Below are 24,397 nucleotides of genomic sequence, written 5' to 3'. Positions count from 1 at the left end.
GCACTGTTCATCTTGTGCTGCCCGGCGCGCTTAATGCGGCCAGGCGAAGCTGCCGACCAGCGACAGCGGGTAGCGCTCCGGCTGCTGGTAGCTGCGAATGCTCTCCGCCACCAGTGCGGAGCGCAGGTTGGGCGCCTGCAAAATCTCTTCGGCGCTCAGCCACAGGCAGCGATCGATGTCGCTGTCGTGTGGCTCGGTCGGCAGCGGTTGTTCCAGCTCGATAACGAAGCAAAAACGCAGAAACGGCGTGCGATCGGGCGCGATCCACTGGTGCAGGCGCAGGAACGCCTGCGGCGTGGCGCGGATGCCGGTCTCTTCCCACAACTCTCGCTCGGCGGCCTGCACCAGCGTCTCGTCGGCCTCCAAATGGCCGGCCGGCTGATTCCACAGCGCTTTGCCGTTGATGGTTTCTTCGACAATTAAAAATTTGCCGGCGGCGTGCACCACGCAGGCGACGGTGACGTGCGGTTTGAACATGCGGTCTCCTTACAGCGGTTTGTCGATGCGCCGGTAGATCTCGTCCAGCTCGGCGATGCGGGTGCGGTAACTTTGCAGCAGGCAGGCGGTGTCACTGCCGCACCGCTGGCGCTTGGTCAGCCAGGCCTGCTGGCTGTCCTGCATCGCGCCGCGCGCGCCCATGGCGAACAACCCGCGCAGGAACTGGTATTTGGTGGCCATTTGCACGTCCAGATCGTTCAGCGTGCGGTTGGCGCAGATGGCGCGCTCATCGCCGCCGGCCGCCTTGGCGCAGTCGAAGCTGGCGGCCTGGGCGGCGAGCGGGGCTGCCAGAGCGGCGAGCAGCAGCGCGATCGGAGTGTGTTTCATAACGCCTCCATCAACTGTCGGTCTACAGGGAATCGATGGTTTTCCATTCACCGGGCAGCAGTGAACCCAACGAAAGATTACCCATACTGTAGCGAATCAGGCGCAGGGTAGGGAACCCGATATGCGCCGTCATGCGACGCACCTGACGGTTTCGCCCTTCGAACAGAGTGATTTTCAACCAGCTGGTGGGAATGGATTTGCGTTCGCGGATCGGCGGATTGCGCGGCCACAGCCACTGCGGCTCGGCGACCAACTCCACCCCGGCCGGCAGCGTGGGCCCGTCTTTCAGCGTGACACCGCTGCGCAGCGGCGCCAAATCACTCTCCTGTGGCGCGCCCTCGACCTGCACATAGTAGATTTTGCCAGTGCGCTTGCCCGGCTGGGTGAGCTGCGCCTGCAGCTGGCCGTCGTTGGTCAGCACCAGCAGCCCCTCGCTGTCGCGATCCAGGCGCCCGGCGGCATAAACGTCGGGGAAGGGGATATATTCTTTCAACGTGGCGCGGCCGGCTTCGTCGGTGAACTGCGGCAGCACGTCGAAGGGCTTGTTGAATAACACAATTCGACGCGGCCCCTTCGGCGCGGCGGGTTTGGCGGTATTCGGCTTGCTGAATCGTTTAACGTTGTGATTTCTAACAGAGAATTTTTTCATAACAGTTGAGATTACGGATGATAAGCGCATTATAACCGAATCCGTTTCGGATTGGCGCGGACCGAATATTCAAGTAGTATCTACACGCATCTTACAAAGCATTAACAAAATTGCGCTTGAAGGAGAGGTTGATGGAAAGCAAAGTAGTTGTTCCGGCAGAAGGTAAAAAAATCACGGTTGACGCCCAGGGTAAACTGGTTGTTCCTCATAACCCGATCATCCCGTTCATCGAAGGCGACGGCATCGGCGTTGACGTGACTCCTGCCATGATCCACGTGGTTGATGCGGCCGTTAAAAAGGCTTACCACGGCGAACGTAAAATCTCCTGGATGGAAATCTACACCGGCGAAAAATCTACCCACGTTTACGGTAAAGACGTGTGGCTGCCGGACGAAACTCTGGACCTGATCCGCGACTACCGCGTCGCCATCAAAGGCCCCCTGACCACCCCGGTCGGCGGCGGCATCCGTTCTCTGAACGTGGCCCTGCGCCAGCAGCTGGACCTGTACGTGTGCCTGCGCCCGGTGCGTTACTACCAGGGCACCCCAAGCCCGGTGAAACAGCCTGAGCTGACCGACATGGTGATCTTCCGCGAAAACGCCGAAGACATCTACGCCGGCATCGAGTGGAAAGCCGGCTCCGCCGAAGCGGACAAAGTGATCAAATTCCTGCGCGACGAAATGGGCGTGAAGAAAATCCGCTTCCCAGAGCAGTGCGGTATCGGCGTGAAGCCATGCTCCGAAGAAGGGACCAAGCGTCTGGTGCGTGCGGCGATCGAATACGCCATCACCAACGACCGCGACTCCGTGACCCTGGTTCACAAAGGCAACATCATGAAGTTCACCGAAGGTGCCTTCAAGGATTGGGGCTATGAGCTGGCGCGCGAAGAGTTCGGCGGCGAGCTGATCGATGGCGGCCCATGGCTGAAGATCAAGAACCCGAACACCGGCAAAGAGATCGTGGTTAAAGACGTGATCGCCGACGCCTTCCTGCAGCAGATCCTGCTGCGCCCGGCGGAGTACGACGTGATTGCCTGTATGAACCTGAACGGTGACTACATCTCCGACGCCCTGGCGGCCCAGGTAGGCGGCATCGGTATCGCACCGGGCGCCAACATCGGCTCCGACTGCGCGCTGTTCGAAGCGACTCACGGCACCGCGCCGAAGTATGCCGGCCAGGACAAAGTGAACCCAGGCTCTATCATCCTGTCCGCAGAGATGATGTTGCGCCACATGGGCTGGTTCGAAGCGGCTGACCTGATCGTTAAAGGCATGGAAGGCGCCATCGCCGCCAAGACCGTGACCTATGACTTCGAACGCCTGATGGAAGGCGCTAAGCTGCTGAAATGTTCAGAGTTTGGCGACGCTATCGTTAAGCACATGTAAGGGTGTTTGGCGTTTGAATGAGAGCGGGAGCCTTAGGGCTCCCGTTTTTTTATTGTTTAAATATGAGCGAGGTATTGGGCAGGCTCACTGAGCGGCGTTAGCCGATTCACGCACCACCAGCACCGGGCAATTGGCGTGGCGGACAACGGCGGTGGCATTGGAACCGAGGAGATAAGTGATCGCCGAAGGGCGGTTGGAACCCATCACGATAATCTCCGCGTTAAGCGCATCAGCAAGTTCCAGGATCTGATCTTTAGGATCGCCGACGGCAACATGCGTGGTCACTCTATCTTCAGGCACGCTGAATTGTTTTGCCGCTTTTGCCAGCCCCTCGGTCGCTAGCGCAATGGTTTCATCTTTGGTTTCTATCGCTGCCGTGGCGGCAAAGCCGAAAGCGGCGTAGGTGGCGCGTGACGGGATCACTGCCAGGAAATGGACGTGGGAGTCTTCGAGCTTAGCGAGCGCGTTGACATGTGGGATGACCTGCTGCGTTAATTCCGGCTCGGTAATGTCCACGGGAACCAAGATAGTTTTGTACATACTCCCTCCTTATCGTTTTCAAATAACTCCACTTCTCAGATTATAGCTGCCCGACGCCAGGAAAACGGCGATCGGTATGGCAGAACCAAAGAAACTGGCCGCCAAAAGGTAAAGTATGCGGAAATCGTTGTTGTGGCAATAGGTTAGAAGTCGGGTTGCCAGGAAGGCCAGCACGAGCCGGAACGCCCAGAAAACTACAGCCGCGTTTACTTGCGTTCCTGAACATCCGTGACTAAGTGTGAACCCGCCACTCTTTTTCAAGCAACGCATAGACGAACGTATTATCATATTTCTCTTCGCCGTCATTTTCCGATGCAAACGAGACAAACTCCCTGAAGCAGCCCTCCTGGCGCATATGAAGACGATCGCAAAGTCTTTGCGATGCCGTGTTGTAGTCTTCAACGTAAGCATACAAGCGTCTGGCATCTTTTTGCGTAAACAAATAATCAAACAGCGCCGCGACGGCTTCAGTGGCAAAACCTTGGCCTTCATAGCGCGAGTTAAAGTGCCAGCCAACGCTCCAGGTATTTGGGTCCGGTTCTTCGCTGTTATCGGCGAACAGATGACCGATGAGTTCATCGTTTTCTTTAAGACAGACAGCGAATTGACTGGCATCGAAAGCGCGTTTTTTGACTTCTTCGACCGCCTCTGCGGGGGACGCGAGTTTCTCATCATGAAAACAAGGTGTTCGGGGTAATGACAGATAGTCAAAGAGCGCATTGGCGTCTTTGCTCTGAAATGTGCGGATGATGAGCCGCGGCGTGTGGGAGATGATCATAATGCCTCATCAAAATAGGTATGTTGGCGGTTATTCTAACATTAGCCATGTTGACGTCGGGATAAATATGCTGCTGTTAATTCGGAGTAAATGACGGATGTTTAAGCATTGTTGACGCAGATACACCTTTATCAAGGCTTATGGCAATTCGATAATTTCGATTGACCTGATAACGCTGGCGGGCCAATTATCCACCGATTTATCCATAAGGACAGGGATATGAAAATAATGCACTCAGGCTACAAAACCGGCGTCGCCACATTATTGGCGGCGATGACCGCGCTGACATTAACGGGGTGTGCCAAGCATACTACCCCCAGCCAAAACGATCCGGTAAATAAAGAGGTTGACGATCTTTTCGCCAACCTCGGCGACCCAAAGACGCCTGCGCCGGGAAAAGAGAAATTACATTACATGGCTCAGGTGCAAGCTGAGATTCAACGTCATTTAAAAGACGCCGCCATCTACTCAGGCCAACGCTGTACATTGCGTATCACGCTGGCGCCGGACGGCCTGCCAATCGGTGTTCGAACTGAAGGTGGCGATCCGGCTCTTTGCCGTGCGGCGATGAAGGCGGTTACCGATGCGCGTCTGCCTAAGCCGCCAACGCCAGAGATCCATAATGCGTTCCAAATAATCACATTGGAATTTCACCCGCAGTGAAATAAAGGGCGGTAACTGCGATGCTAGATAATTAAACCAAAGTCACGGGTCGCACTTTCATGCGGCCCGTGACTTTGCGGCTTTGCCACGTTCCGTATCGCGCTTTTCTACGCTGAACCTGGATTTTTGGCACTATTTCACGGTATATATCGCCAGGGTTACCGATACATCATCACGCTCACGCGTTCGGCCCGATCTTTAAAACCGTTGCTGCGCATCGTTACCACATAGTAGCGATAGTGATGTTTCTGTGCGTATTCGCGCACCAGGTCTTCGGCGAACAGGCCGCTGAAGGTGACGGTGGTGACGAACGTCAGCCCTTTCACTTCGTAGGTGCTGATCTCTTGCGGGGCGCCGATATACGGCGGCGGGGACACGGTTTTGTGATACTGGCAGCCCGCCAGCAGCAGGGTAAACAGCAGGGGAATAACGGATGTTGGCGGTAATCTCATCGGGACATACTTTCCTTTCTTGGCGTGTGTTTTAGTCACATCTATAGATGTTTTTATCCCAGCGCGTTAATACAGCCTGACATCCACCGACTGTTGTTGCAGCCAGGTGCTGACGTAGCCGTAAGCGGCATAGAAGGCCAGCAGCGCGAAGAGCAGTACGGAAAGCGAGGCCAAAAACTTGACGTCGCCGTGCTTCGACAGCTGATAGGCGCAATAAATAAAGGCCAACAGGCACAGCAGGGTGAAGGCGATGGCCAACGTGGCGTAGAGAATAAGCATAACGAAACCCGTTCTTCCTTGTGAGCCGGGCAAGGATACCACAGACAAAAAAAGGGGCCCAACTGGGCCCCTGCCTGATACGGCGCGAGAGCGTTACTCCGCCGCGTCGGGATGGTTTTTACCTTCCTCGATAAACGCTTCGTCGATCTCTTCGATGTTCTCCTCGCTGTCGCGGCCGGACAGGATGTTCCAGCAGGCGATGAACAGCGCGGCGATCAAGGGGCCTATGACGAAGCCGTTGATGCCGTAGATCTCCATGCCGCCCAGGGTGGAGATCAGGATCAGGTAGTCCGGCATTTTGGTGTCTTTGCCCACCAGCAGCGGGCGCAGGATGTTGTCCACCAGGCCGATCACCACCACGAAGAACACCACCAGGAAAATGGCTTTCCACAGCATGCCGGTGGCGAAGAAGTAGATCACCGCCGGCACCCAGATGATGGCGGAGCCCACCGCCGGGATGATCGACAGGAACGCCATCAGCGCGCCCCACAGCAGGCTGCCGTCGATGCCGGTAAAGTAAAACGCCAGCCCGCCGAGCGCACCTTGCACCACGGCGACCACCACCGTGCCCTTGACGGTGGCGCGGGAAACGGCGGCGAACTTGACGAACAGATGGTGTTTCACGTGCTGGGAGAGCGGCAGCGCTTCAAGCGCCAGGTTCACCAGATAGGGGCCGTCTTTCAGCAGGAAGAACAGCAGGTAGAGCATCACGCCGAAGCCGACGACGAAGTTGAAGGTGCCCTTGCCGATCAGGAACACGCTGCCCGCCAGGTATTGCCCGCCCTTGAGCGCCACGTCAGAAAGCTGCTTTTGGATCTCGGCGGCGCTGTTGAGGTTATGCTCCGCCAGAAAGCGCTGCGCCCAGCCGGGCAGGTGGCGCATAAAGTCCGCCAGCATGGTCGGCAACTGGCTGTTGTTGGTCTGCAGCTTGGTGTAGATCACGTTGAATTCCATCGCCAGCGACGAGGCGATGATCGCCAGCGGCGTGAACACGATCAGGCAGATCAGCGCCACCGTCAGCAGCGACACCACGCCGTTGCGTTCGCCAACGTACTGCTTCAGCTTCTTTTTCACCGGGTGGAAAATCACCGCCAGAATAATCGCCCACAGCACCGAGGAGTAGTAGGGCCCCAGCACGTCGAGAAAGGCGGCGGTAACGATAAACAGGATCAGAATAAAGAATCCTTTGGAAATGCCTTTAGACATCATAGTCGTCCCTCAAAAGATGAATTTTCAGCATAGATGATCTGAATGAAAACAACACTATCATCACCTTTGCTTAACCGGTAGGGGATTTTTAGTGGCGTATTCCATAGGGTTATTAAGGGCAAGGCGGGCGCCGCAAGGAAAGAAAGAGCGCTAAATAATTAAAAAAATTTATTGATGTTGTTTGATGCTGTGCCACGTTGGCGCCTGGCTTTCCTGGCTGTGGTTGTTAGGGGGCGCCGTTTGCCCGATATCAGGAAGAAGGAGGCAACTGGCCAAACACGGGCGGCTGGCCGTTATCGATAAGCTATGGTCGAAGGCGTTCGCCGGCCTGACGAATTATTTTGGTGCGATCGGCGCCTTATCCTCATCGGGCCTTGACCCTCACAGGCCTTATCCTTCGCGGCAGGCGCGCGCCTGCCGCGAGAAATACTGTCACGATCGGGCTGCGCAGCGCCCATGGCTTGGCTGATAGGCCGTGCGGCGTTGCTAAACGGGGATGATGGCCGCTTCCGTCGCGTTCTTTGCCCCCAGGCCGGCGGCAAGCAGGGTATTGAAGATCAGTTTGTCCGGGCGCAACCAGTATTGGTAATAGTCGCGATTGGCCGACATCATTTGCTGCCTGGCCGAATCATTATGCAGCATCAGATTGATGGCGTTGAAGAGCGAGTCATCGTCGGTAAATTCCAGATAATGCTCCCCCTTGGTGAAACCGCCGGGCAGCTGATAGCGCAGGGGCTCGGAAATGATAGCCCTGGCGGTGGCGACATATTCCCCAAACCGCCAACCGGTTGAATCGTGTAAACCGGTAGAAGTGAGGCAAATGTCGTGCTCCTTCATGGTTTCTATGAATTTCAGCCGGTTAGTTTTCGTGTTGGGCAGGATAAATTCGCCCGCTATTTTTCGGGTGAATGCTCTGTCGCCGTTTACGCCAAAGGTGGCGCAGTGTGAGAACTCGCGTTTTAACAGTTTTAATACCGAAAGGCGGGTGAGGTTAATTTTCTCAACCTCTTCGCGAACGTCGGCATCATTAAACTCTTGCGGATCCCACAGCCCGGTAATAAAAAGAATTTTAGGGTCGCGAGCGGCAACCGGCTCAATGTCAAAATCGGAGTGAAGAACGTCCTCTTTACCTAATAGCCTTCTTAATTTGCAGGACATTTCATCCAGCCATCCGCGAGTCGGCCTCAGGCAGTAGTTCAGGCCGAGCGGTGCGCATTTCGGATAGCGGTTTGCCAACGTCTGAGAGTGGCTGCGTTTAAAGTAATGATCGCACCAGTGATAATCGTCCTGTGAGAAAAAACCGCGCTCAATATGATCGCCGTCTTCGGCGTCGTAAACGAACTTCATTCCATCCACTTCCGCGCGCAACAGGTTCTTTCTCATCTCTTCATGGACTGAAATGTCCGTGATTTTGAGTATCCCTGCTTTTTCGAGCATGGAGAAACCATAAATAAACTGATTTATATGGTTGGACTTTTTAAACTGAAGTTTAACGCTAATCACGGGGCAATCCTTGGCGGAAAAAACAATCAAAAAATGTGAACAATAAACAAGCTGCCGTGGTGGCGCTTACTCTGATTTTATTGCTAATAATTGCGCCAGATTATACACGGACTCCGCAAGCGTTCAACCGGGCGCGGCCCAGCCGGTACGCCGCTAATGCCGCCTTTCTTTAGGCTGCGCGCGGGAGGCCAGCGCCAACAGAGCACCTGACGCCGCCGCCGCCAGCACCAACCACGCCGGGGCCGCCCAACCGGCCGCGGCCACGATGGCGCTCAGTGCGATCGGGCCGATCACCTGGCCGAGGTAGTTTCCCTGCATCACCAGCCCGAGGCTCAGCGGCAGCAGCGTCGGTTCCGGCGTCGCCGCCGGCGTGGCGGCCAGAATGGTGGCGGGCAGTATGCCGGCGATGGCGCAGAACAGGAAACACAGCGGGATCAGCAGGCCGTTGGGCGTTATCGGCAGGAAAATGCCGACGCCGAAGACCCCGATCAACAGGCTGGTGGCGGCGAGCAGCGTTCTGGCGGGCAGGCCGCGCGACAGCAGCACGCCGGCGGCGAGGTTGCCGATGATGTTGGCGGCCACCGCCGCCGCGCTGATGCCGCCGGCGGCCGCCAGTGACAGGCCGATGCGCTGCATCAGGAAGATCGGCAGAAAGGTCATCACCGAGAAAAACTGCAGGTTGTATGTGGTGAACATCAGCGCCAGCAACAGCGGCTGACGCGCCCGCAGCATCGCTCCCAGCGCTTGCCGCAGCGGCAGAGACGGCGAGTGCGCGTCGGCGGCGCGGCGGGATGTGGTCAGCGGCAGCAGCAGGGCGGCCAGCAGCGTCAGCGCCGCACCGGCCTGCCAGCTCTGCTGCCAGTCGGCCAGATGCGGACCGAAAAACAGCGAAATGGCGATGCCCGCCGGCATAAAGGTGCTCCAGATGCCGAATACCAGGCTGCGCTGCGCCGGAGCGACGATGCGGTTCAGTACCGCCGGCGAAGCGACCACCACGATCACGAAGCCGAGCCCCTCGACAAAGCGGCTGACGATCAGCCCGCTGAAGTCGTGCAGCGTGGCACCAACGAAGCTGGCGGCGCTGATGATCAGCAGCCCGAGCGCCAGCAGGCGCCGGTCGCCCCAGCGGCGCACCAGCAGCCCGGCGGCGATGCCGGCGAACACCCCAACGAAGGGAAAGGCCGAGATGACCCAGCTGAGCGCCGCCAGCGAGCGGCCGAACTCGTCCTGCAGCGCCGGCAGCGCGATGGTGGCCTTGCCTACGTGCAGCGCCGCGGCGATGCCGGCGAACAGCACGTTGATGACGGCCAGCCAGGGCGTGGCGGCGGGGAGAACGCGGTCGATGGCGTCCGGTTTAATCGCGGTCATAACACTCTCCAGTAGCGGCAACGTCATCACTATGCCTCTGCGCTACGGCAAAGGCCGTTCAAATGCTGCGCTATCACGTGGGGAAACTATTCATTTCGAGCTTTATTGACGGTACGCCTTCGTTGTTTGGTGCGCCAGCGTGCCGCCCGGCGTGGACGCTCGCCCCCCTGCAGCGGTTTACTGTTCCGGCACGCAGCAGGCGTGTTGAATTCATTTTATAAGGAGCAGTGTATGTCAGAGATGATGAACGAGAGTGGAGCGCCGGCCATTGAATGGAGCTATGGCGGCCGGGGCGATGATATCAGCAGCAGCCTGAGCCTCGACACGGTTGAGGAGCAACCGCAGGGCTTTCTGATGACGGTCGATCGGCCGGTGCAGATCTTTACAGAGGCGCTGTCGCCGATCATGGCCTTTGTCACGCTGCTGCGCCCGCTGTATGCCAAGACCAGCGAGGGCTTCCAGTTCGTGCCGGTTTCCAATCCCTGGACCGACGTGCAGCGCCTGCCGGCCAGCGCGGGCTATCTGGGGGTGCAGGTCAACGCCGGCCTGTTCTTCCACGGCGCCAAGCCGACGCACTATAAAGATCGCGACGGCCAGATGAAGCCTATCGACGGCGGCACTATTTTGCAGAACATCACCGTGCTGCATCAGGTGGCCCAGCCGCTGGGGCCTGGCGAAGGCGCGGTCTGAGCCGGCAGTGCTACCACGGGGCCGGACGCGGCCCCTTATCGCGCCTTGAAACCGTGCGCCGGTTGGGTAAAACTGGCTGCCTATTCAAGGAGAAGAGTATGTACAGCGACAACGAGAAAAAGTTTTATATCATCCTCAACCGCAATCACGAACCGGCCACGCTGTTTAACGCCTCCTGCCATCTGACGGCGGGCATCACCGATCTGATCGAACAGCGCGAGTTTCACCACTACCCGAGCAGCCTCGACGGCGTCAGCGCCAACATGAGCCATTATCCGATCGTGATCCTGCAGGCCAAGAACAGCAGCCAGCTCAGCAACCTGATCCTGAAGTGCAAGGAAGAGGGCGTGCTGTCCAACTTCTTCACCACCACCATGCTGTCGCATTCCGCCGAGCAGCAGATCGCCGACACCGCCAACACGCCTTACGAGCAGTTGGATTTCGTGGCGGTGGCGCTCTACGGGGATACCGAGCAACTTAAGCCACTGACCAAGAAATTCTCCGTCTATCGCTGAAAACGCGCTATCTCAGACGCTGGCGCCGTCGTAGGCGTGGATCTGCAACGTATCCAACGCAATGGCGGGCACACAGCGCAGGTTAACGGCGCACATCGCGGCGCCGTCCGGCGCGGTGCCGTAGGCGAAGGGCTGGGCGCCGCAGACTCGGCAGAACTGATGACGTATTTTGTGCTGATTGAAGGTGTAGGTGCTGAGCTGGTCTTCGCCGCTGTTCAGCGCGAAGGCGGCGACGGGAAAGAAGGACAGCAGCAGCCCTTTGCGGCGGCAGATCGAACAGTTGCAGCTGAGGGCTTCGGTAGGCAGTTCGGCGTCGACGGAGAAGGTGACGGCGCCGCAGTGGCAGCTTCCCTGGAATGACATGGCGATGATCCTGTGACAGGGGAGAGTGTTTGCCCAGTATAGTGCAATTTATCGCCACTCGGCCGCGCCGGGCGCGGTTTCCTTAGTAAATGCGCGGTTTTCTGTTAGGTTAGAGATTAACGTCATCAAAAGGAGAGCGCGATGTTAGAACATTACTACCCAGCGAATATGGGCGCCAAACCGGTCACGGACGAGCAGCACAAACGGCTGGTGGCGGTACAGGCGGCGCTGGAATTGATCAAGGCCACGCTGTCGGACACCAACGACGGCAACGGCGTGGACTTTCAGCTGAAGGCGGCGGAAAAGCATATCGGTCCGATGGCCGACGCCATTCAGGAAGCCCTGAAATAACGGCTTGTCGCCAGCTAAACCGTCCATACCGGGCGGTTTTTTTTGCGCTGATTACTGCGATTTTTTTAGTAGCGCATTGCCTTTTTACCGGCTGGTGCGGCTGCCGGCGCGGCTCTACTCTGAAGATCCCAGTCATCATCAGGTGCCCGCCCATGTTTCGCTTCAGCCTATTTTCTGTCTTATTACCGCTCAGTCGGCGCGTCACCCTGCTGGCCGGCGTAACGCTGTTTTTCAGCGGCGTGCCGCCGGCAAACGCGACGCAACGCATCGAGTTTTCGCCGGATCCCGCCGGCGCCTACCCTGAGGGCATCGCCTGGAATGCGCGCGCCGGCGCGTTTCTGGTGTCCTCCCTGCGCGGTGGCCAACTTGGGTTAGTCTATCCGGATGGTCGCTATCGGCGTTTTTCCATCGGCAAGGGGTTAATCACTACCTCCGGCATGCTGGTGGACGCCGAGCGCAACCGGGTGCTGGTGTGCAACGAAGACGTGGGCGTGTCCCTCCACTCTGCCGCCGGCACGCGCAATCGCGTAGCGCAGGTGTTGGAGTTCAGCCTCGATACCGGCGTGCTGCAGCAGAGGTACGATCTTTCATCGCTAAGCCATGGCCCGACGTTGGCCAACGATCTGACGCTCGACGCGCAGGGTAATATCTACGTGACCGACAGCTTCCAGCCGCAGATTTACAAGATTGACCGTGCAACGCGCCAGGTGTCGATTCTGGTGCGTTCGGCGCGTTTGATGCCGGCCGACGCACCCGCCGCAGCGCAGGGTACGCAGCCTTATCTCAATGGCATCGTCTATCACCCGGACGGCTTCCTGATTGCGGCGGACTACACCCGGGGGCTGCTGTGGAAAGTGACGCTGGATAACGCGCCTGCGGTAAGTGCAATCAGGTTGCCGCAACGCTTAAAAGGGCCGGACGGGTTGCGGCTCAAAAACGCCAACGAACTGGTGATCGTACAGTCTTTTCCGGGGGAAAAGGGGAGCATGTCCGGTGACGTGACGCTGCTCTCCTCGTCCGACGGCTGGGCTAGCGCGCGTACCGCCGCGGTTGCCGCGCCGCCGGAATTGGATGGGCCGACCGGCGCCGCGCTGCGCGATGGCGAGGTGTGGGTGGTCAATTCCCGTTATCCCCGGTTGTTTGCCGACGTCGCTCAGGCGGAGAAAACCAGAACGTTCAGCATCGTCAAGGTTGCGTTAGAACAGCCTGCGCCAAAGGCACGCTGATCGACGCCGGTTGCCAACCCTGCCGGAATAGGATTAAATGCCGCACTGACTGTATAAATAAACAGGTGTGCTGCGATGAGTCTGATATTGAAGGGTGAAAAGATTGACCGTAACCGCTTTACCGGCGCGAAGATTGAAAACGGTAGCTTTATGCTGTGCGATTTTTCAGGCGCCGATCTGACCGGCACCGAGTTTATCGGCTGCCAGTTTTACGATAGCGACAGCCGGCAGGGGGGCAATTTCAGCCGCGCGATACTGAAAGACGCGAGTTTTAAAAGCTGCGATTTATCGATGGCGGATTTCCGTCACGCCGACGCGTTGGGCGTCGAGATCCGCGAGTGCCGCGCGCAGGGCGCCGATTTTCGCGGCGCCAGCTTTATGAATATGATCACCAGCCGCACCTGGTTTTGCAGCGCCTATATCACCAAAAGCAACCTGAGCTACGCTAACTTCGCCAAGGTGGTGCTGGAGAAGTGCGAGCTGTGGGAGAACCGTTGGCACGGCGCGCAGGTGCTCGGCGCCAACTTCAGCGGCTCCGATCTGTCCGGCGGCGAGTTCTCTGGTTTCGACTGGCGTGCCGCCGACGTTACCGGATGCGATTTGAGCAATGCCGAACTGGGCGAGTTGGATTTGCGCACCACCGATCTGCAGGGCGTCAAAATGGACAGCCACCAGGCCGCGCAGCTGCTGGAGCGGCTGGGGATCGCGATCATCGGCTGAGCAACTGCCGCAGCCCCAGTGCGATGATCAAGGTGCCGCAGGCGCGATCGATCCAAGCCTTGCTGCGGCGGTAGGCGCCGGCGACAGGCGCGTGCGACAACACCAGGGCGACCAGCCCGTACCACAAGCTGGCTATCGCCGCGACTTCCAGCAGCATGGCGAAAAAAGTCGGCGTAGAAACATGGCTGGGTGCCGCTGATGAGAAGACGGCGGCGTAAAACGCAATGGATTTGGGGTTGGCGATGTTGGTGGCGATACCCTGCAAAAAGGCGGCGCGAAAACCGCTTTTTCCGGCGGCCGCTGGGGTGCCGGAAGAGGGCGCCGCCTGGGCGATAAGCCGATAGCCGAACCACATTAAATAGCCGGCGCCGGCGACTTTAATCGCCACCGCCAACCAGGGGAACAGGGCGAAAACCACGCCGATGCCCAGAAGGGCACTGCTCGCCCAGAACAGATTGACCAGCACAATGCCGGCCACTAAGGCAAACGCCTCTGCCCGGCGTGCGGAAACGGCTTTGTGAGCGACGGCGACGAAATTAGGGCCGGGGATCACCACGCCGACAATATACACGGTGAAAACGGCGAGTACGGCGGACATATCGACCATGAAAGATTGCCTGTTACAACAAGAGTACCGTTAGTTTTATAACGAATCCCGCACAGAATCCACTCGACCAATTGCACCGGCGTCCCGATGGCGGCCGGGGAGAATTACGCATGCGGCGCATGCCTGGGGCACCGAGGTGATAGCGCCCGTCGAGCGTTTGCCTAGGGGGCAGGCGAGCGACCCGGCGCTGGGCTAAACTTAAGGTGCATAAGAAACATGCGGCAAGGAGCGCCATCCTGTTCACGGTTTTGATGCGGAGGGCCGCCACTATGGCTTATCAGCATATCGTTGTCGCCACGGATCTCAGCGAAGACGCCGAGTTCCTGCTGGGCAAGGGCGCCAGGTTGGCCGCCGCGCTCAATGCCAAACTCTCCCTGATCTACATCGACATTCATCGCGCCGGTTATTACGTCGATCTGGGCGTGGGAGATTATAACTACACCGATCGCACCTTTTCGGAGCGGGTGAAGAACATGCTCAATGCGATCAAAGGGCAGTCGTCTTATCCGGTCGAAGAAGTGATCGTCAGCCGCGGTGCGTTGACGGAAGAACTGAACCGGGTGGCGCAGGAAAAAGGGTTCGATCTGGTGATTTTTGGCCACCATCACGATGTCTGGAGCCGGCTGGTCTCTTCGGCTCGCCAGGCGATCAACGAGCTGAACGTCGATCTGTTGGTGGTCCCCATCGAGAAAAAATAGTCGCGGCCGCCTCTGGGCGGCTGCCGTTTTTCATTCGCATCGCTTATCTCTGTATGACCATAACCGCTGATTCGCAATAATTCCGCCGGCTGACAATCCGGCTTGTGAATAGTGACTGCCCGTAATTTTATTTTCTCTATCAGTATGTTGGCCAAAATCCGATAAAGGTTAACCCAGCGCATTGAAATAGCTGACATACCTCCTTTTGGTTAATAAACCGCACGTTTTGACTGGCTCTCAGGGGGACTGCGACTTATCCTCGGGTCATGAGATTTGTATGACTTATATAAATACGTTCACATGGAGGAGGTCTCATGCGTTTTGACAATAAAGTCGTGGTTATCACCGGTGCGGGCAATGGCATGGGGGAAGCGGCGGCGCGGCGTTTCTCCGCCGAGGGCGCGATCGTGGTGCTGGCCGACTGGGCCAAGGAAGCGGTAGACAAAGTCGCCGCTTCACTGCCGAAGGGCCGGGCGATGGCGGTGCATATCGACGTATCCGATCACGTCGCGGTTGAAAAAATGATGAATGAGGTGGCGGAAAAGCTGGGCCGCATCGACGTCCTGCTGAACAACGCCGGCGTGCATGTGGCGGGCAGCGTGCTGGAAACCAGCATCGACGACTGGCGTCGCATCGCCGGGGTCGATATCGACGGCGTGGTGTTCTGTTCCAAATTTGCCTTGCCGCACCTGCTGAAAACCAAAGGCTGCATCGTCAATACCGCGTCGGTGTCCGGCCTGGGCGGCGACTGGGGCGCGGCTTATTACTGCGCGGCGAAAGGCGCGGTGGTCAACCTGACGCGCGCCATGGCGCTGGATCACGGTGGTGACGGCGTGCGCATCAACTCGGTCTGCCCGAGCCTGGTGAAAACCAACATGACCAACGGCTGGCCGCAGGAGATCCGCGACAAGTTCAATGAGCGCATCGCGTTAGGCCGTGCGGCGGAGCCGGAAGAAGTGGCGGCGGTGATGGCGTTCCTGGCCAGCGACGACGCCAGCTTTATCAATGGCGCCAACATTCCGGTCGATGGCGGGGCGACCGCCTCGGACGGCCAACCGAAGATCGTCTAAGCGTTAACCCACAGGCCCGGCCAGGATGACCGGGCCTGCTATTTTAGACGCCGATACGATCGCGCAGCGTGTAGTAGGCCGCGCCGATGGCGGTGAACGGGATCTGCAGATTGCGCCCGCCGAAGAACGGCAGGTGCGGCAGCTTGGCGAAGGCGTCGAAGCGTTCGGCGTCGCCGCGCATCAGCTCGGCGATCAGCTTGCCCGCCAGATGGGTGCAGGTCACGCCGTGGCCGCTGTAGCCCTGCATGTAATATACGTTATTCTCCAACCGGCCGAACTGCGGCATGCGCGACAGCGTCAGCAGGAAGTTGCCGGTCCAGCGATAGTCGATACGCACCCCTTTCAGCTGCGGGAAGGTCTTCAGCAGCTTTGGCCGGATCAGGTTGTCGATGTCGTCCGGATCGCGCGCGCCATATACCACGCCGCCGCCGTACAGCAGGCGATGATCGGCGGTGATGCGGTAATAATCCAACAGGTAGTTGCAGTCCTCCACGCAGTAGTTCTGCGGGATCAGCGCCTGCGCGATCTCCGGCGCCAGCGGTTCGGTGGCCACCACCTGGGTGCCGCACGGCATGCTGCGCTTGGCCAGCCGCGGCTCCAGCTTGTCGCCCAGATAGGCGTTGCCGGCGACGATGACGAAGCGCGCCTTCACCTGGCCGTTGGCGGTGCTGATGAGCGCCGGTTCGCCGTGGCGGATGTTCGTCACCGCCGATTGCTCGAAGATGCGCCCACCCTGCAGGCGAATCGCCTCGGCCTCGCCCAGCGCCAGGTTGAGCGGATGGATGTGGCCGCCGCTGTGATCGAGCAGCGCGCCGACGTAGCGATCGCTGGCGACCTCCTGGCGCAGCCGATCCGCATCGAGCAGCTCGAGCTGAGTATTGCCGTAGCGTTCCCAGTTGCGCTTTTGCTCGATCAGCGCATGGAACTGCTTGTTGTTCAGCGCGGCGAAGATGCCGCCGGGGCGATAGTCGCAGTCGATGGCGTAGCGGCTGATGCGGCTGCGGATGATCTCCGCGCCTTCGAACATCATGCTGCCGAGCAGGCGGGCGCTTTCCGCGCCGTAGCGCTCTTCAATCACATCGATGTCGCGGCTGTAAGAGTTAACCAACTGGCCGCCGTTGCGGCCGCTGGCGCCGAAACCGATGCGCGCCGCTTCCAGCACCACCACGTCGTAACCGGCCTCTACCAGGAACAGCGCGGACGAGAGGCCGGTATAGCCGCCGCCGATCACGCAGACGTCGCATTCGATCGATTCTTTCAATTGCGGATAGGGCTGATGAGCGTTGGCCGTGGCCGCATAGTAGCTTTTTACGTGTTCAGTCATGATGTAAGCCCTTATTCCAGCGAGATCCAGGTGGTTTTCAATTCGGTGAATTTGTCCAGTGCATGCAGCGATTTGTCGCGGCCGTTGCCGCTCTGCTTATAGCCGCCGAACGGCACGGTCATGTCGCCGTCGTTGTAGTTGTTGACGAACACCGTGCCGGCTTTCAGTTGGCGCGCCATGCGGTGCGCACGCGCCAGATCGCGGGTCCAGACCGCGGCGCCGAGGCCGTAGTCGCTGTCGTTGGCCAGCTGCAGCGCCTGTTGCTCGTCGTCGAACGCCGTCACCGCCAGCACCGGGCCGAAAATTTCATCGCGCGCCACGCTCATGGCGTTGTTCACCTGGGTGAGGATGGTCGGCCCCAGATAGCCGGCGTGGTCGCCCTGCGGATGGTCGCGCCCGTCGAGGAACAGCGCGGCGCCCTGGCTCAGCCCCCGATCGATATAGCCGGCCACTTTCTCGCAGTGGCCGCTGTCGATCAGTGTGCCCATCACCGTGGCGGGATCGAGCGGGTCGCCGGGGATGAAGGCCGCCGCGTGTTTGCGCAGCGCTTGCAGGAATTCTTGCTGAATGCTCGCTTCGACCAGCAGGCGAGTGCCGGCGATGCACACCTGCCCCTGATTATAGAAGATGCCGGCGGCGGCGCTGCGGGCGGCCTGATCGAGATCCGGGCAGTCGGCGAAGACGATGTTGGCGCTTTTGCCGCCGGCCTCCAGCCAGACGCGTTTCATGTTCGACTCGCCGGCGTAGATCATCAGCTGCTTCGCCACCAGCGTGGAGCCGGTGAAGGTGAGGGCGTCGACGTCGCGGTGCAGCGCCAGCGCTTTGCCGGCGTCGTGCCCATAGCCGGGTACCACGTTCAGCACGCCGTCCGGCAGCCCGGCCTGCTGCGCCAGTTTGCCGAGCAGGATGGCGCTCAGCGGCGATTTTTCGGAGGGTTTGAGCACCACGCTGTTGCCGGCGGCCAGCGCCGGGCCGAGCTTCCAGCAGGCCAGCAGCAGCGGGAAGTTCCAGGGCACGATGGCGCCGACCACGCCGATCGGCTCGCGCTCGATCAGCGCCAGCGCGTCGCGACCGGTGGGGGCGATTTCACCGTACACCTTATCGATTGCTTCGGCGTACCAGCGGATGCAGCGGATGGCGCCCGGCACGTCGTCGCGCAGGCTGTGGCGAATCGGTTTGCCGGTGTCCAGCGTTTCCAGCAGCGCCAGCTCTTCGTGATGCTGCTCCATCAGCTCGGCGAAGCGCAGCAGCGTGGCCTTGCGCTGCGCCGGCGCGGCCTGGGCCCAGTCGCCGCGCTCAAAGGCGGCGCGCGCTGCGTTGACCGCCCGATCGATGTCGGCGGCTTCGCCGCGCGCGACCTGCGCCAGCTCACGGCGGCCGGCAGGATCTTCCACGGCGAAACTTTTCCCCGCGGCGGCCGGCTGGTAGCGGCCGTCGATAAACAGCTGGTGCTCAATCTTCAGGGCCTGCGCCCGTTGTTGCCAATACTGCAAATGGTGAAAGTTCATGCCTGGCTCCGTTGATCAGAATGTCGTCGGCGTATGGGCGCTGATAATCCGGCAAATGCGCGCCGACGTGTTGCTGAAACTGTGGGGGATGCCGGTATTGATGGCGTAGCTCTGCCCGGCCAGCAGGTGATAGCTCTGGCCGTTGACCTGCAGCACCACTTCGCCTTCCAGCAGCGTGCCGATCTCTTCCCCCTGGTGTTTGATGCGCTCACCGGTAGTGGTGCCCGGTTCGTAGGTTTCGATCATCATCGCCAGCGTGCGGTTCGGGTCGCCGTTGTGGATAAGCTTCATCGAAACGCCCTGGCTGCCGATTTCGATCAGATCGTCACTGCTTATCACGATCTGCGGTTCTGCCGGTTTTTCCGGCTCGGCGAAAAACGCCGACAGCGACAGACCGTATACCGTCAGCAACTTTTGCAGCGTGCTGATGGCCGGGCTGACCTTGTCCTGCTCGATAGTGCTGATGGCGCTGTGGGTTAACCCAGACAGTTCGGCGACCCGGCGCTGCGACAACCCCAATTGTTGACGGATCTGCGACAGACGTTTTCCCGGTGCCAAGCTGACGTCGCTCATGGGCGTTTTTCCTTTTGATAGTTCCGACAGGCGGTGATGAAACCATCAAACAACAGGCGCGACAGCGCGTACTCGTCGCTGTTCCACTCCGGGTGCCACTGCACGCCGAGCGCGAAGGGCTGATCGCGCACGCTGATCGCCTCCACCAGCCCGTCGGCGGCGTGCGCCTCGATGCGAATACTGGCGCCCAGGGTTTTGGCACCCTGGCCATGCAGCGAGTTCACCCAGAATCTGTTGCAATCCGGTATCAGTTGCGAAAGCAGCCCCCCTTCCTGAACGATCACTTCGTGGGCGGGGGCGTATTGCTGTTCCAGCGGCAGGTCGTGATCTTCACGATGCTCCAGCAGCTCGGGCAGTTCATACAGGCGGCGATGCAGGGTGCCTTGAGTGGCGACCACCATCTCTTGCATGCCGCGGCAAATGGCGAAAAGGGGAATGCGCCTGTCGAACGCCTGGCGGATCAGCGCCAGGCTCAACGCGTCTCGACCAGGATCGGCGTCAGGCTCATCGCCGTTTTCACCATAAAGGTGCGGCTGCACATTACTGGGGCTGCCCGGCAGCAAAATGCCGTCGAGGCGCGGCAACAGTTCCGCCAGCATTTCCGGCTCCGCCAGCGCGTGCGGCAGGGCGATCGGCAAACCGCCGGAGGTGATAACGGCATTCAGGTACTTTTCTTGCAAGGTCTGTGTGAGGTGCCCGTTTAACCTATACCTGCACATGACGACACCGATGACTGGTCTGTTAAATATATTGTCCATGCTATCCCCTTGGTACGTTCGAAATTATGAACGACAAGCTGCCATACCGCCTATTTCGTTCAATATTCTATAAATCTAGCAGTCGATTGGCCAATATTCAAACCAAAAGTAACACTTGCAAAACAAATTTGTTTCATCTACGTTTCATTTGTGGGCATTATATTGAACAATACGGTCAATAAACATCGACGACAGCAAAACACAAACGGCGGGTGAACCATGCAGACCAACATCGTAGAAGTGGAAAACTTTGTTCAGCACAGTGAAGAGAGACGAAGTAGCGCGTTCCAGCGCGAAGTGAAGAAGTACCTGGAACGTTATCCATTAACGCAACATGTCGACGTACTGTTGACCGATCTGAACGGCAGCTTCCGCGGCAAACGCATCCCGGTCGGCGGCCTGAGCAAGCTGGAGAAGGGCTGTTACTTCCCGGCGTCGGTATTTGCGATGGATATTCTCGGCAACGTGGTGGAAGAAGCCGGGCTGGGGCAGGAGCTGGGCGAGCCGGATCACGTGTGCGTGCCGGTGCCGGGCACGTTGACGCCGTCGGCGGCGGATCCGCAATATATTGCGCAGGTGCTGCTCACCATGCTGGATGAAGATGGCACTCCCTTTGACGTTGAACCGCGCAATGTGCTGAACCGAGTATGGCAGCGTTTGCGTCAGCGCGGGCTCTCCCCCGTGGTAGCGGTAGAGTTGGAGTTCTATCTCATCGATCGTCAGCGCGATGCGGAGGGCTATCTGCAGCCGCCGTGCGCGCCGGGCACCCAAGAGCGCAACACCCAAAGCCAGGTCTATTCCGTCGATAACCTGAACCATTTCGCCGACGTACTGAGCGAGATCGACGAACTGGCGCGTTTGCAGGGCATTCCTGCGGACGGCGCGGTGGCGGAGGCGTCGCCGGGGCAGTTCGAGGTCAATCTGCATCATACCGACGACGTGCTGCAAGCCTGCGACCACGCGCTGGCGCTGAAGCGGCTGGTACGCATGGTGGCCGAGAACCACAACATGCAGGCGACCTTTATGGCCAAGCCGTATGAGGAGCACGCCGGCAGCGGCATGCACGTGCACATCAGCATGCTGAACGCGCAAGGCGACAACGTGCTCGCCGACGACGACGGTGAAGACTCGGCGCTGCTGAAACAGGCGCTGGCGGGCATGATCGCCCTGATGCCGTCCTCGATGGCGCTGCTGGCGCCGAACGTCAACGCGTATCGCCGCTTCCAGCCCGGCATGTATGTGCCGACGCAGGCTTCCTGGGGGCATAACAACCGCACCGTGGCGCTGCGCATTCCCTGCGGCGATCGCGACAACCACCGGGTGGAGTACCGCGTGGCGGGCGCCGACGCCAACCCGTATCTGGTGATGGCGACCATTCTGGCCGGCATCGTTTACGGCCTGGAAACCGCGCTGCCGCTGCCTGAACCGGTGACCGGCAACGGTCTGGAACAGGACGGGCTGCCGTTCCCGATCCGCCAGAGCGACGCGCTGTACGAGTTCGAACACCAGCCGGTGCTCAATGCGCTGCTGGGTGAACGCTTCAGCCACGTCTACCTGGCCTGCAAAACCGATGAGCTGGTGCAGTTTGAGCGCCTGATCACCGAAACCGAAATCGAGTGGATGCTGAAAAACGCCTGATCCCGCTCACCTGGCACTACCGCGCGCGTCCGGCGCATTTCATCGGCTCTCCTGTGGCCGGTGAGGCTGCGCGCTGCGGTACAGAATTTCTTCTATCACGGCGTACAGGACGCCGACGAGGAAATAACCATGACTCAGTCATCCCCATGCGCAGGCGTTTGCCTGTGCCGCAGTGCCTACGGGCCGGTCGCCGGCCGCCCGACAGTGACCCCAAACCGTTTTTCCCGCCGCCTGAACAGCAGTTTCCCCGCGGCCTCTCTGAATCACGTTGCACGGTTGACAGCAGAGGACCAAGAGGGGAACTGCCATGACGATTAAAGCCATCGACAGCGGCCCGGCGGGCAAACCGCAGCTGCGCAAATCCCTTAAGCTGTGGCAGGTGGTGATGATGGGCCTGGCCTATCTGACGCCGATGACGGTGTTCGACACCTTCGGCATTGTCTCCGGCCTCACCGACGGCCATGTGCCGACCTCTTATCTGCTGGCGCTGGCCGGCGTGCTGTTCACCGCCATCAGCTACGGCAAATTGGTGCGCCAGTTTCCCACCGCCGGCTCCGCCTACACCTATGCGCAGAAAGCGATCAACCCGCACGTCGGTTTTCTGGTGGGGTGGTCGTCGCTGCTGGATTATCTGTTCCTGCCGATGATCAATACGCTGTTGGCGAAGATTTACCTGACCGCGCTGTTCCCGGAAGTGCCGCCCTGGGTGTGGGTGGTGGGCTTCGTTATCCTGATTACCGCCATCAACCTGAAAAGCGTCAATCTGGTGGCCAACTTCAATACCCTGTTCGTGCTGGCGCAGGTGGCGATCATTCTGGTGTTCATCTATCTGGTGGTGCGCGGCCTGCACAACGGCGAGGGGATGGGCACGGTGTGGAGCCTGCGGCCGTTCCTCAGCGAGAACGCCCACCTGTTGCCGATCATTACCGGCGCCACCATTCTGTGCTTCTCGTTCCTCGGCTTCGACGCGGTCACCACGCTGTGCGAAGAGACGCCCGACGCCGCCAAGGTGATCCCGCGCGCCATCTTCCTGACCGCGCTGTACGGCGGGGTGATCTTTATCAGCGTGTCGTTCTTCATTCAGTTGTTTTTCCCGTCCATTCAACGCTTCCACCAGCCCGACGCCGCGCTGCCGGAGATCGCGCTGTACGTCGGCGGCAAGCTGTTCCAGTCGATCTTCCTGTGCGTGACCTTCATCAACACGCTGGCTTCCGGCCTGGCGTCGCATGCCAGCGTGTCGCGCCTGCTGTACGTGATGGGGCGCGATAACGTGTTCCCGGAGAAATTCTTCGGCTATATCCACCCCAAATGGCGCACGCCGGCGCTGAACGTGCTGATGGTCGGGCTGGTGGCGTTGTCGGCGCTGTCGTTCGATCTGGTCACCGCCACGGCGCTGATCAACTTTGGTGCGCTGGTGGCCTTCACCTTCGTCAACCTGTCGGTGATCAGCCACTTCTTTATCCGCGAAGGGCGCAACAAAAGCTGGAAGGATCGCTTCAACTTCCTGTTCCTACCGCTGGTGGGGGCGCTGACGGTGGGGGTGCTGTGGCTGAATCTGGAGAAAAGCTCGCTGACCATGGGGCTTATCTGGGCGACGCTGGGCTTCGGCTATTTGGCCTGGCTGACGCGGCGTTTTCGCCAGCCGCCGCCGCAGCTCGAGCGGCAGCCGCAGCAATAAAATCACAGGCGGGAATTTCCCGCCTTTCTTTTTGGCGCGTGCGGCAGTAGAGTGAAAAACTCGATAAAAAATAACCCATTGGACCTGTCTTATGCCCGCTTTGCCCTCGCGTACCCGCGCCACGCTGTTCGGTTTGTTGGCTATCGTGCTGTGGAGCAGCGTCGTTGGCCTGATCCGCAGCGTCAGTGAAGGGCTGGGGCCGATCGGCGGCGCGGCGATGATCTACAGCGTCAGCGCGGCGTTCTTGCTGGTGGCGCTCGGCGTACCGAAATGGCGCAGCTTTCCTCGGCCTTACCTGATCGTCGGCAGCCTGCTGTTCGTCAGCTACGAGATCTGCCTGTCGCTGTCGCTCGGCTATGCCAATACCCGCCTGCAGGCGATAGAAGTGGGCATGATCAACTACCTGTGGCCCTGTTTCACCGTGCTGATGGCGCTGGCGCTCAACGGGCAACGGGCGAAATGGTGGCTGCTGCCGGGGCTGCTGCTGTCGCTGTTCGGCATCGGTTGGATCATGAGCGGCGAGGGCGGCTGGTCGCCGGCGCAGATGCTGGTCAACGTGCGCAGCAACCCGCTCAGCTACGCGCTGGCGTTCAGCGGCGCGGTGATCTGGGCGCTGTATTGCAACCTGACCAAGAAGATCGCTCAGGGCAGCAACGGCGTGGTGCTGTTTATCGTGCTGACCGCGTTGGCGCTGTGGCTGAAGTACGCCTTCAGCACGGAGAGCGGCATGCAGTTCAACGTCGGGGTGACCGTAACGCTGCTGTGCGCCGGGGTAGCGATGGGCGCGGGGTACGCCGCCTGGAACGTCGGCATTTTGCACGGCAACATGACGCTGCTGGCCACCGTCTCCTATTTTACCCCGGTGCTGTCAGCGGTGTTCGCCGCGCTGGTGTTGCACACCTCGCTGACCGTCAATTTCTGGCAGGGCGTGGCGATGGTCATCCTCGGTTCACTGATCTGTTGGCGGGCAACTCGCGGAAATTAACGGAAATTATCTGCCGTCAGCGCAATGTTGGACTAGAATTTA

General features: G+C 59.5%; 28 protein-coding genes. 12 read left to right on the top strand and 16 right to left on the bottom strand.

Annotated elements, in window-relative coordinates; all coding sequences use genetic code 11:
• Positions 1-30 precede the first annotated feature (30 nt).
• The 3 genes from AC6BYQ_RS12410 to rluE are packed head-to-tail and all read right to left on the bottom strand — an operon-like array spanning position 31 to position 1,474.
• Positions 31-477, bottom strand: coding sequence for an NUDIX hydrolase (locus tag AC6BYQ_RS12410; RefSeq protein WP_275095774.1), 447 nt, complete (start codon positions 475-477; stop codon positions 31-33).
• Between the two features lie 9 nt (positions 478-486).
• Positions 487-825: a lysozyme inhibitor LprI family protein gene (locus tag AC6BYQ_RS12405; RefSeq protein ID WP_498056935.1), complete on the bottom strand. Its 339-nt coding sequence runs from the start codon at positions 823-825 to the stop codon at positions 487-489.
• A gap of 22 nt (positions 826-847) precedes the next feature.
• Positions 848-1,474, bottom strand: coding sequence for a 23S rRNA pseudouridine(2457) synthase RluE (gene rluE / locus AC6BYQ_RS12400; protein WP_025160268.1), 627 nt, complete (start codon positions 1,472-1,474; stop codon positions 848-850).
• A 131-nt stretch (positions 1,475-1,605) separates the two neighbouring features.
• Here rluE and icd point away from each other — a divergent pair, with 131 nt between their 5' ends.
• On the top strand, positions 1,606-2,859 hold the full coding sequence (gene icd, locus AC6BYQ_RS12395; RefSeq protein WP_015377612.1) for an NADP-dependent isocitrate dehydrogenase: 1,254 nt from the start codon (positions 1,606-1,608) through the stop codon (positions 2,857-2,859).
• Positions 2,860-2,943: 84 nt separating this feature from the next.
• On the opposite strand, the gene uspF is transcribed toward icd, so the two are convergent.
• Positions 2,944-3,399 (bottom strand): universal stress protein UspF, encoded by a 456-nt coding sequence (gene uspF / locus AC6BYQ_RS12390; RefSeq protein WP_063919260.1) that lies wholly within the window; start codon positions 3,397-3,399, stop codon positions 2,944-2,946.
• 232 nt (positions 3,400-3,631) lie between these two features.
• The gene (locus AC6BYQ_RS12385; protein WP_063919261.1) at positions 3,632-4,177 is read right to left on the bottom strand and encodes a GNAT family N-acetyltransferase; all 546 of its coding nucleotides are present in this window, start codon (positions 4,175-4,177) and stop codon (positions 3,632-3,634) included.
• A 219-nt stretch (positions 4,178-4,396) separates the two neighbouring features.
• Between AC6BYQ_RS12385 and tolA the strand changes: the two genes are divergently transcribed.
• Entirely contained in the window at positions 4,397-4,840 is a 444-nt protein-coding gene (gene tolA, locus AC6BYQ_RS12380; RefSeq protein ID WP_498056934.1) for a cell envelope integrity protein TolA, read from the top strand.
• A gap of 158 nt (positions 4,841-4,998) precedes the next feature.
• Here tolA and AC6BYQ_RS12375 read toward each other — a convergent pair whose 3' ends face one another.
• The 5 genes from AC6BYQ_RS12375 to AC6BYQ_RS12355 all read right to left on the bottom strand — a co-directional run bounded on the left by AC6BYQ_RS12375 (position 4,999) and on the right by AC6BYQ_RS12355 (position 9,651).
• The gene (locus tag AC6BYQ_RS12375) at positions 4,999-5,292 is read right to left on the bottom strand and encodes a YdgH/BhsA/McbA family protein (RefSeq protein WP_498056933.1); all 294 of its coding nucleotides are present in this window, start codon (positions 5,290-5,292) and stop codon (positions 4,999-5,001) included.
• 66 nt (positions 5,293-5,358) lie between these two features.
• Complete coding sequence (locus AC6BYQ_RS12370) at positions 5,359-5,571, bottom strand: hypothetical protein (protein WP_063919264.1); 213 nt, start codon at positions 5,569-5,571, stop codon at positions 5,359-5,361.
• Positions 5,572-5,664: 93 nt separating this feature from the next.
• Positions 5,665-6,780, bottom strand: a complete 1,116-nt coding sequence (locus AC6BYQ_RS12365; RefSeq protein ID WP_060440110.1) for an AI-2E family transporter — start codon at positions 6,778-6,780, stop codon at positions 5,665-5,667.
• 486 nt (positions 6,781-7,266) lie between these two features.
• Positions 7,267-8,283, bottom strand: a complete 1,017-nt coding sequence (locus tag AC6BYQ_RS12360) for a hypothetical protein (RefSeq protein ID WP_498056932.1) — start codon at positions 8,281-8,283, stop codon at positions 7,267-7,269.
• Positions 8,284-8,436: 153 nt separating this feature from the next.
• Positions 8,437-9,651 carry an MFS transporter gene (locus AC6BYQ_RS12355; protein ID WP_498056931.1) on the bottom strand — a complete coding sequence of 405 codons (1,215 nt, stop codon included), beginning with the start codon at positions 9,649-9,651 and terminating at the stop codon, positions 8,437-8,439.
• 231 nt (positions 9,652-9,882) lie between these two features.
• Between AC6BYQ_RS12355 and AC6BYQ_RS12350 the strand changes: the two genes are divergently transcribed.
• Together AC6BYQ_RS12350 and AC6BYQ_RS12345 are read left to right on the top strand one after the other, a co-directional pair.
• The gene (locus AC6BYQ_RS12350; protein WP_019454825.1) at positions 9,883-10,341 is read left to right on the top strand and encodes a hypothetical protein; all 459 of its coding nucleotides are present in this window, start codon (positions 9,883-9,885) and stop codon (positions 10,339-10,341) included.
• A gap of 98 nt (positions 10,342-10,439) precedes the next feature.
• Positions 10,440-10,856 carry a DUF2000 domain-containing protein gene (locus tag AC6BYQ_RS12345; protein WP_004941246.1) on the top strand — a complete coding sequence of 139 codons (417 nt, stop codon included), beginning with the start codon at positions 10,440-10,442 and terminating at the stop codon, positions 10,854-10,856.
• A 12-nt stretch (positions 10,857-10,868) separates the two neighbouring features.
• On the opposite strand, the gene AC6BYQ_RS12340 is transcribed toward AC6BYQ_RS12345, so the two are convergent.
• Complete coding sequence (locus tag AC6BYQ_RS12340) at positions 10,869-11,219, bottom strand: GFA family protein (RefSeq protein ID WP_498056930.1); 351 nt, start codon at positions 11,217-11,219, stop codon at positions 10,869-10,871.
• 141 nt (positions 11,220-11,360) lie between these two features.
• Between AC6BYQ_RS12340 and AC6BYQ_RS12335 the strand changes: the two genes are divergently transcribed.
• The 3 genes from AC6BYQ_RS12335 (at position 11,361) to AC6BYQ_RS12325 (ending at position 13,516) form a co-directional block, all read left to right on the top strand.
• Positions 11,361-11,570, top strand: a complete 210-nt coding sequence (locus AC6BYQ_RS12335) for a hypothetical protein (protein WP_025160266.1) — start codon at positions 11,361-11,363, stop codon at positions 11,568-11,570.
• Between the two features lie 152 nt (positions 11,571-11,722).
• Positions 11,723-12,796, top strand: coding sequence for an SMP-30/gluconolactonase/LRE family protein (locus AC6BYQ_RS12330; RefSeq protein ID WP_019454828.1), 1,074 nt, complete (start codon positions 11,723-11,725; stop codon positions 12,794-12,796).
• Positions 12,797-12,871: 75 nt separating this feature from the next.
• Positions 12,872-13,516: a Qnr family pentapeptide repeat protein gene (locus AC6BYQ_RS12325; protein WP_025160265.1), complete on the top strand. Its 645-nt coding sequence runs from the start codon at positions 12,872-12,874 to the stop codon at positions 13,514-13,516.
• On the opposite strand, the gene AC6BYQ_RS12320 is transcribed toward AC6BYQ_RS12325, so the two are convergent.
• Positions 13,506-14,123: a LysE family translocator gene (locus tag AC6BYQ_RS12320; RefSeq protein WP_498056929.1), complete on the bottom strand. Its 618-nt coding sequence runs from the start codon at positions 14,121-14,123 to the stop codon at positions 13,506-13,508. The two genes, AC6BYQ_RS12325 and AC6BYQ_RS12320, sit on opposite strands and share 11 nt — an antisense overlap.
• Before the next feature lie 269 nt (positions 14,124-14,392).
• Between AC6BYQ_RS12320 and AC6BYQ_RS12315 the strand changes: the two genes are divergently transcribed.
• Complete coding sequence (locus AC6BYQ_RS12315) at positions 14,393-14,821, top strand: universal stress protein (RefSeq protein ID WP_019454831.1); 429 nt, start codon at positions 14,393-14,395, stop codon at positions 14,819-14,821.
• A 314-nt stretch (positions 14,822-15,135) separates the two neighbouring features.
• Positions 15,136-15,891: a meso-2,3-butanediol dehydrogenase gene (gene budC, locus AC6BYQ_RS12310; RefSeq protein WP_016928044.1), complete on the top strand. Its 756-nt coding sequence runs from the start codon at positions 15,136-15,138 to the stop codon at positions 15,889-15,891.
• 43 nt (positions 15,892-15,934) lie between these two features.
• Here budC and AC6BYQ_RS12305 read toward each other — a convergent pair whose 3' ends face one another.
• The 4 genes from AC6BYQ_RS12305 to puuD are packed head-to-tail and all read right to left on the bottom strand — an operon-like array spanning position 15,935 to position 20,054.
• A complete protein-coding gene (locus AC6BYQ_RS12305) occupies positions 15,935-17,215 on the bottom strand; it encodes an NAD(P)/FAD-dependent oxidoreductase (RefSeq protein ID WP_498056928.1) in 1,281 nt (426 codons plus the stop codon).
• Between the two features lie 11 nt (positions 17,216-17,226).
• Positions 17,227-18,723: an aldehyde dehydrogenase PuuC gene (gene puuC / locus AC6BYQ_RS12300; RefSeq protein WP_019454833.1), complete on the bottom strand. Its 1,497-nt coding sequence runs from the start codon at positions 18,721-18,723 to the stop codon at positions 17,227-17,229.
• 15 nt (positions 18,724-18,738) lie between these two features.
• Positions 18,739-19,296 (bottom strand): HTH-type transcriptional regulator PuuR, encoded by a 558-nt coding sequence (puuR, locus tag AC6BYQ_RS12295; protein ID WP_019454834.1) that lies wholly within the window; start codon positions 19,294-19,296, stop codon positions 18,739-18,741.
• Positions 19,293-20,054 (bottom strand): gamma-glutamyl-gamma-aminobutyrate hydrolase, encoded by a 762-nt coding sequence (gene puuD / locus AC6BYQ_RS12290; RefSeq protein ID WP_498056927.1) that lies wholly within the window; start codon positions 20,052-20,054, stop codon positions 19,293-19,295. The genes puuR and puuD overlap by 4 nt, the downstream gene beginning before the upstream one ends.
• A 219-nt stretch (positions 20,055-20,273) precedes the next feature.
• On the opposite strand from puuD, the gene AC6BYQ_RS12285 reads away from it, so the two are divergent.
• The 3 genes from AC6BYQ_RS12285 (at position 20,274) to yddG (ending at position 24,355) form a co-directional block, all read left to right on the top strand.
• Positions 20,274-21,692: a glutamine synthetase family protein gene (locus tag AC6BYQ_RS12285; RefSeq protein ID WP_019454836.1), complete on the top strand. Its 1,419-nt coding sequence runs from the start codon at positions 20,274-20,276 to the stop codon at positions 21,690-21,692.
• A gap of 307 nt (positions 21,693-21,999) precedes the next feature.
• Entirely contained in the window at positions 22,000-23,370 is a 1,371-nt protein-coding gene (locus AC6BYQ_RS12280; protein WP_019454837.1) for an APC family permease, read from the top strand.
• A gap of 91 nt (positions 23,371-23,461) precedes the next feature.
• Positions 23,462-24,355 (top strand): aromatic amino acid DMT transporter YddG, encoded by an 894-nt coding sequence (gene yddG / locus AC6BYQ_RS12275; RefSeq protein WP_154747030.1) that lies wholly within the window; start codon positions 23,462-23,464, stop codon positions 24,353-24,355.
• The last annotated feature ends 42 nt before the right edge of the window (positions 24,356-24,397 follow it).

Source organism: Serratia sp. LTN-2 (assembly GCF_059740205.1).
Note: the sequence above shows the minus strand (reverse complement) of the source record. Positions and strands in the feature narration are given on the sequence as shown.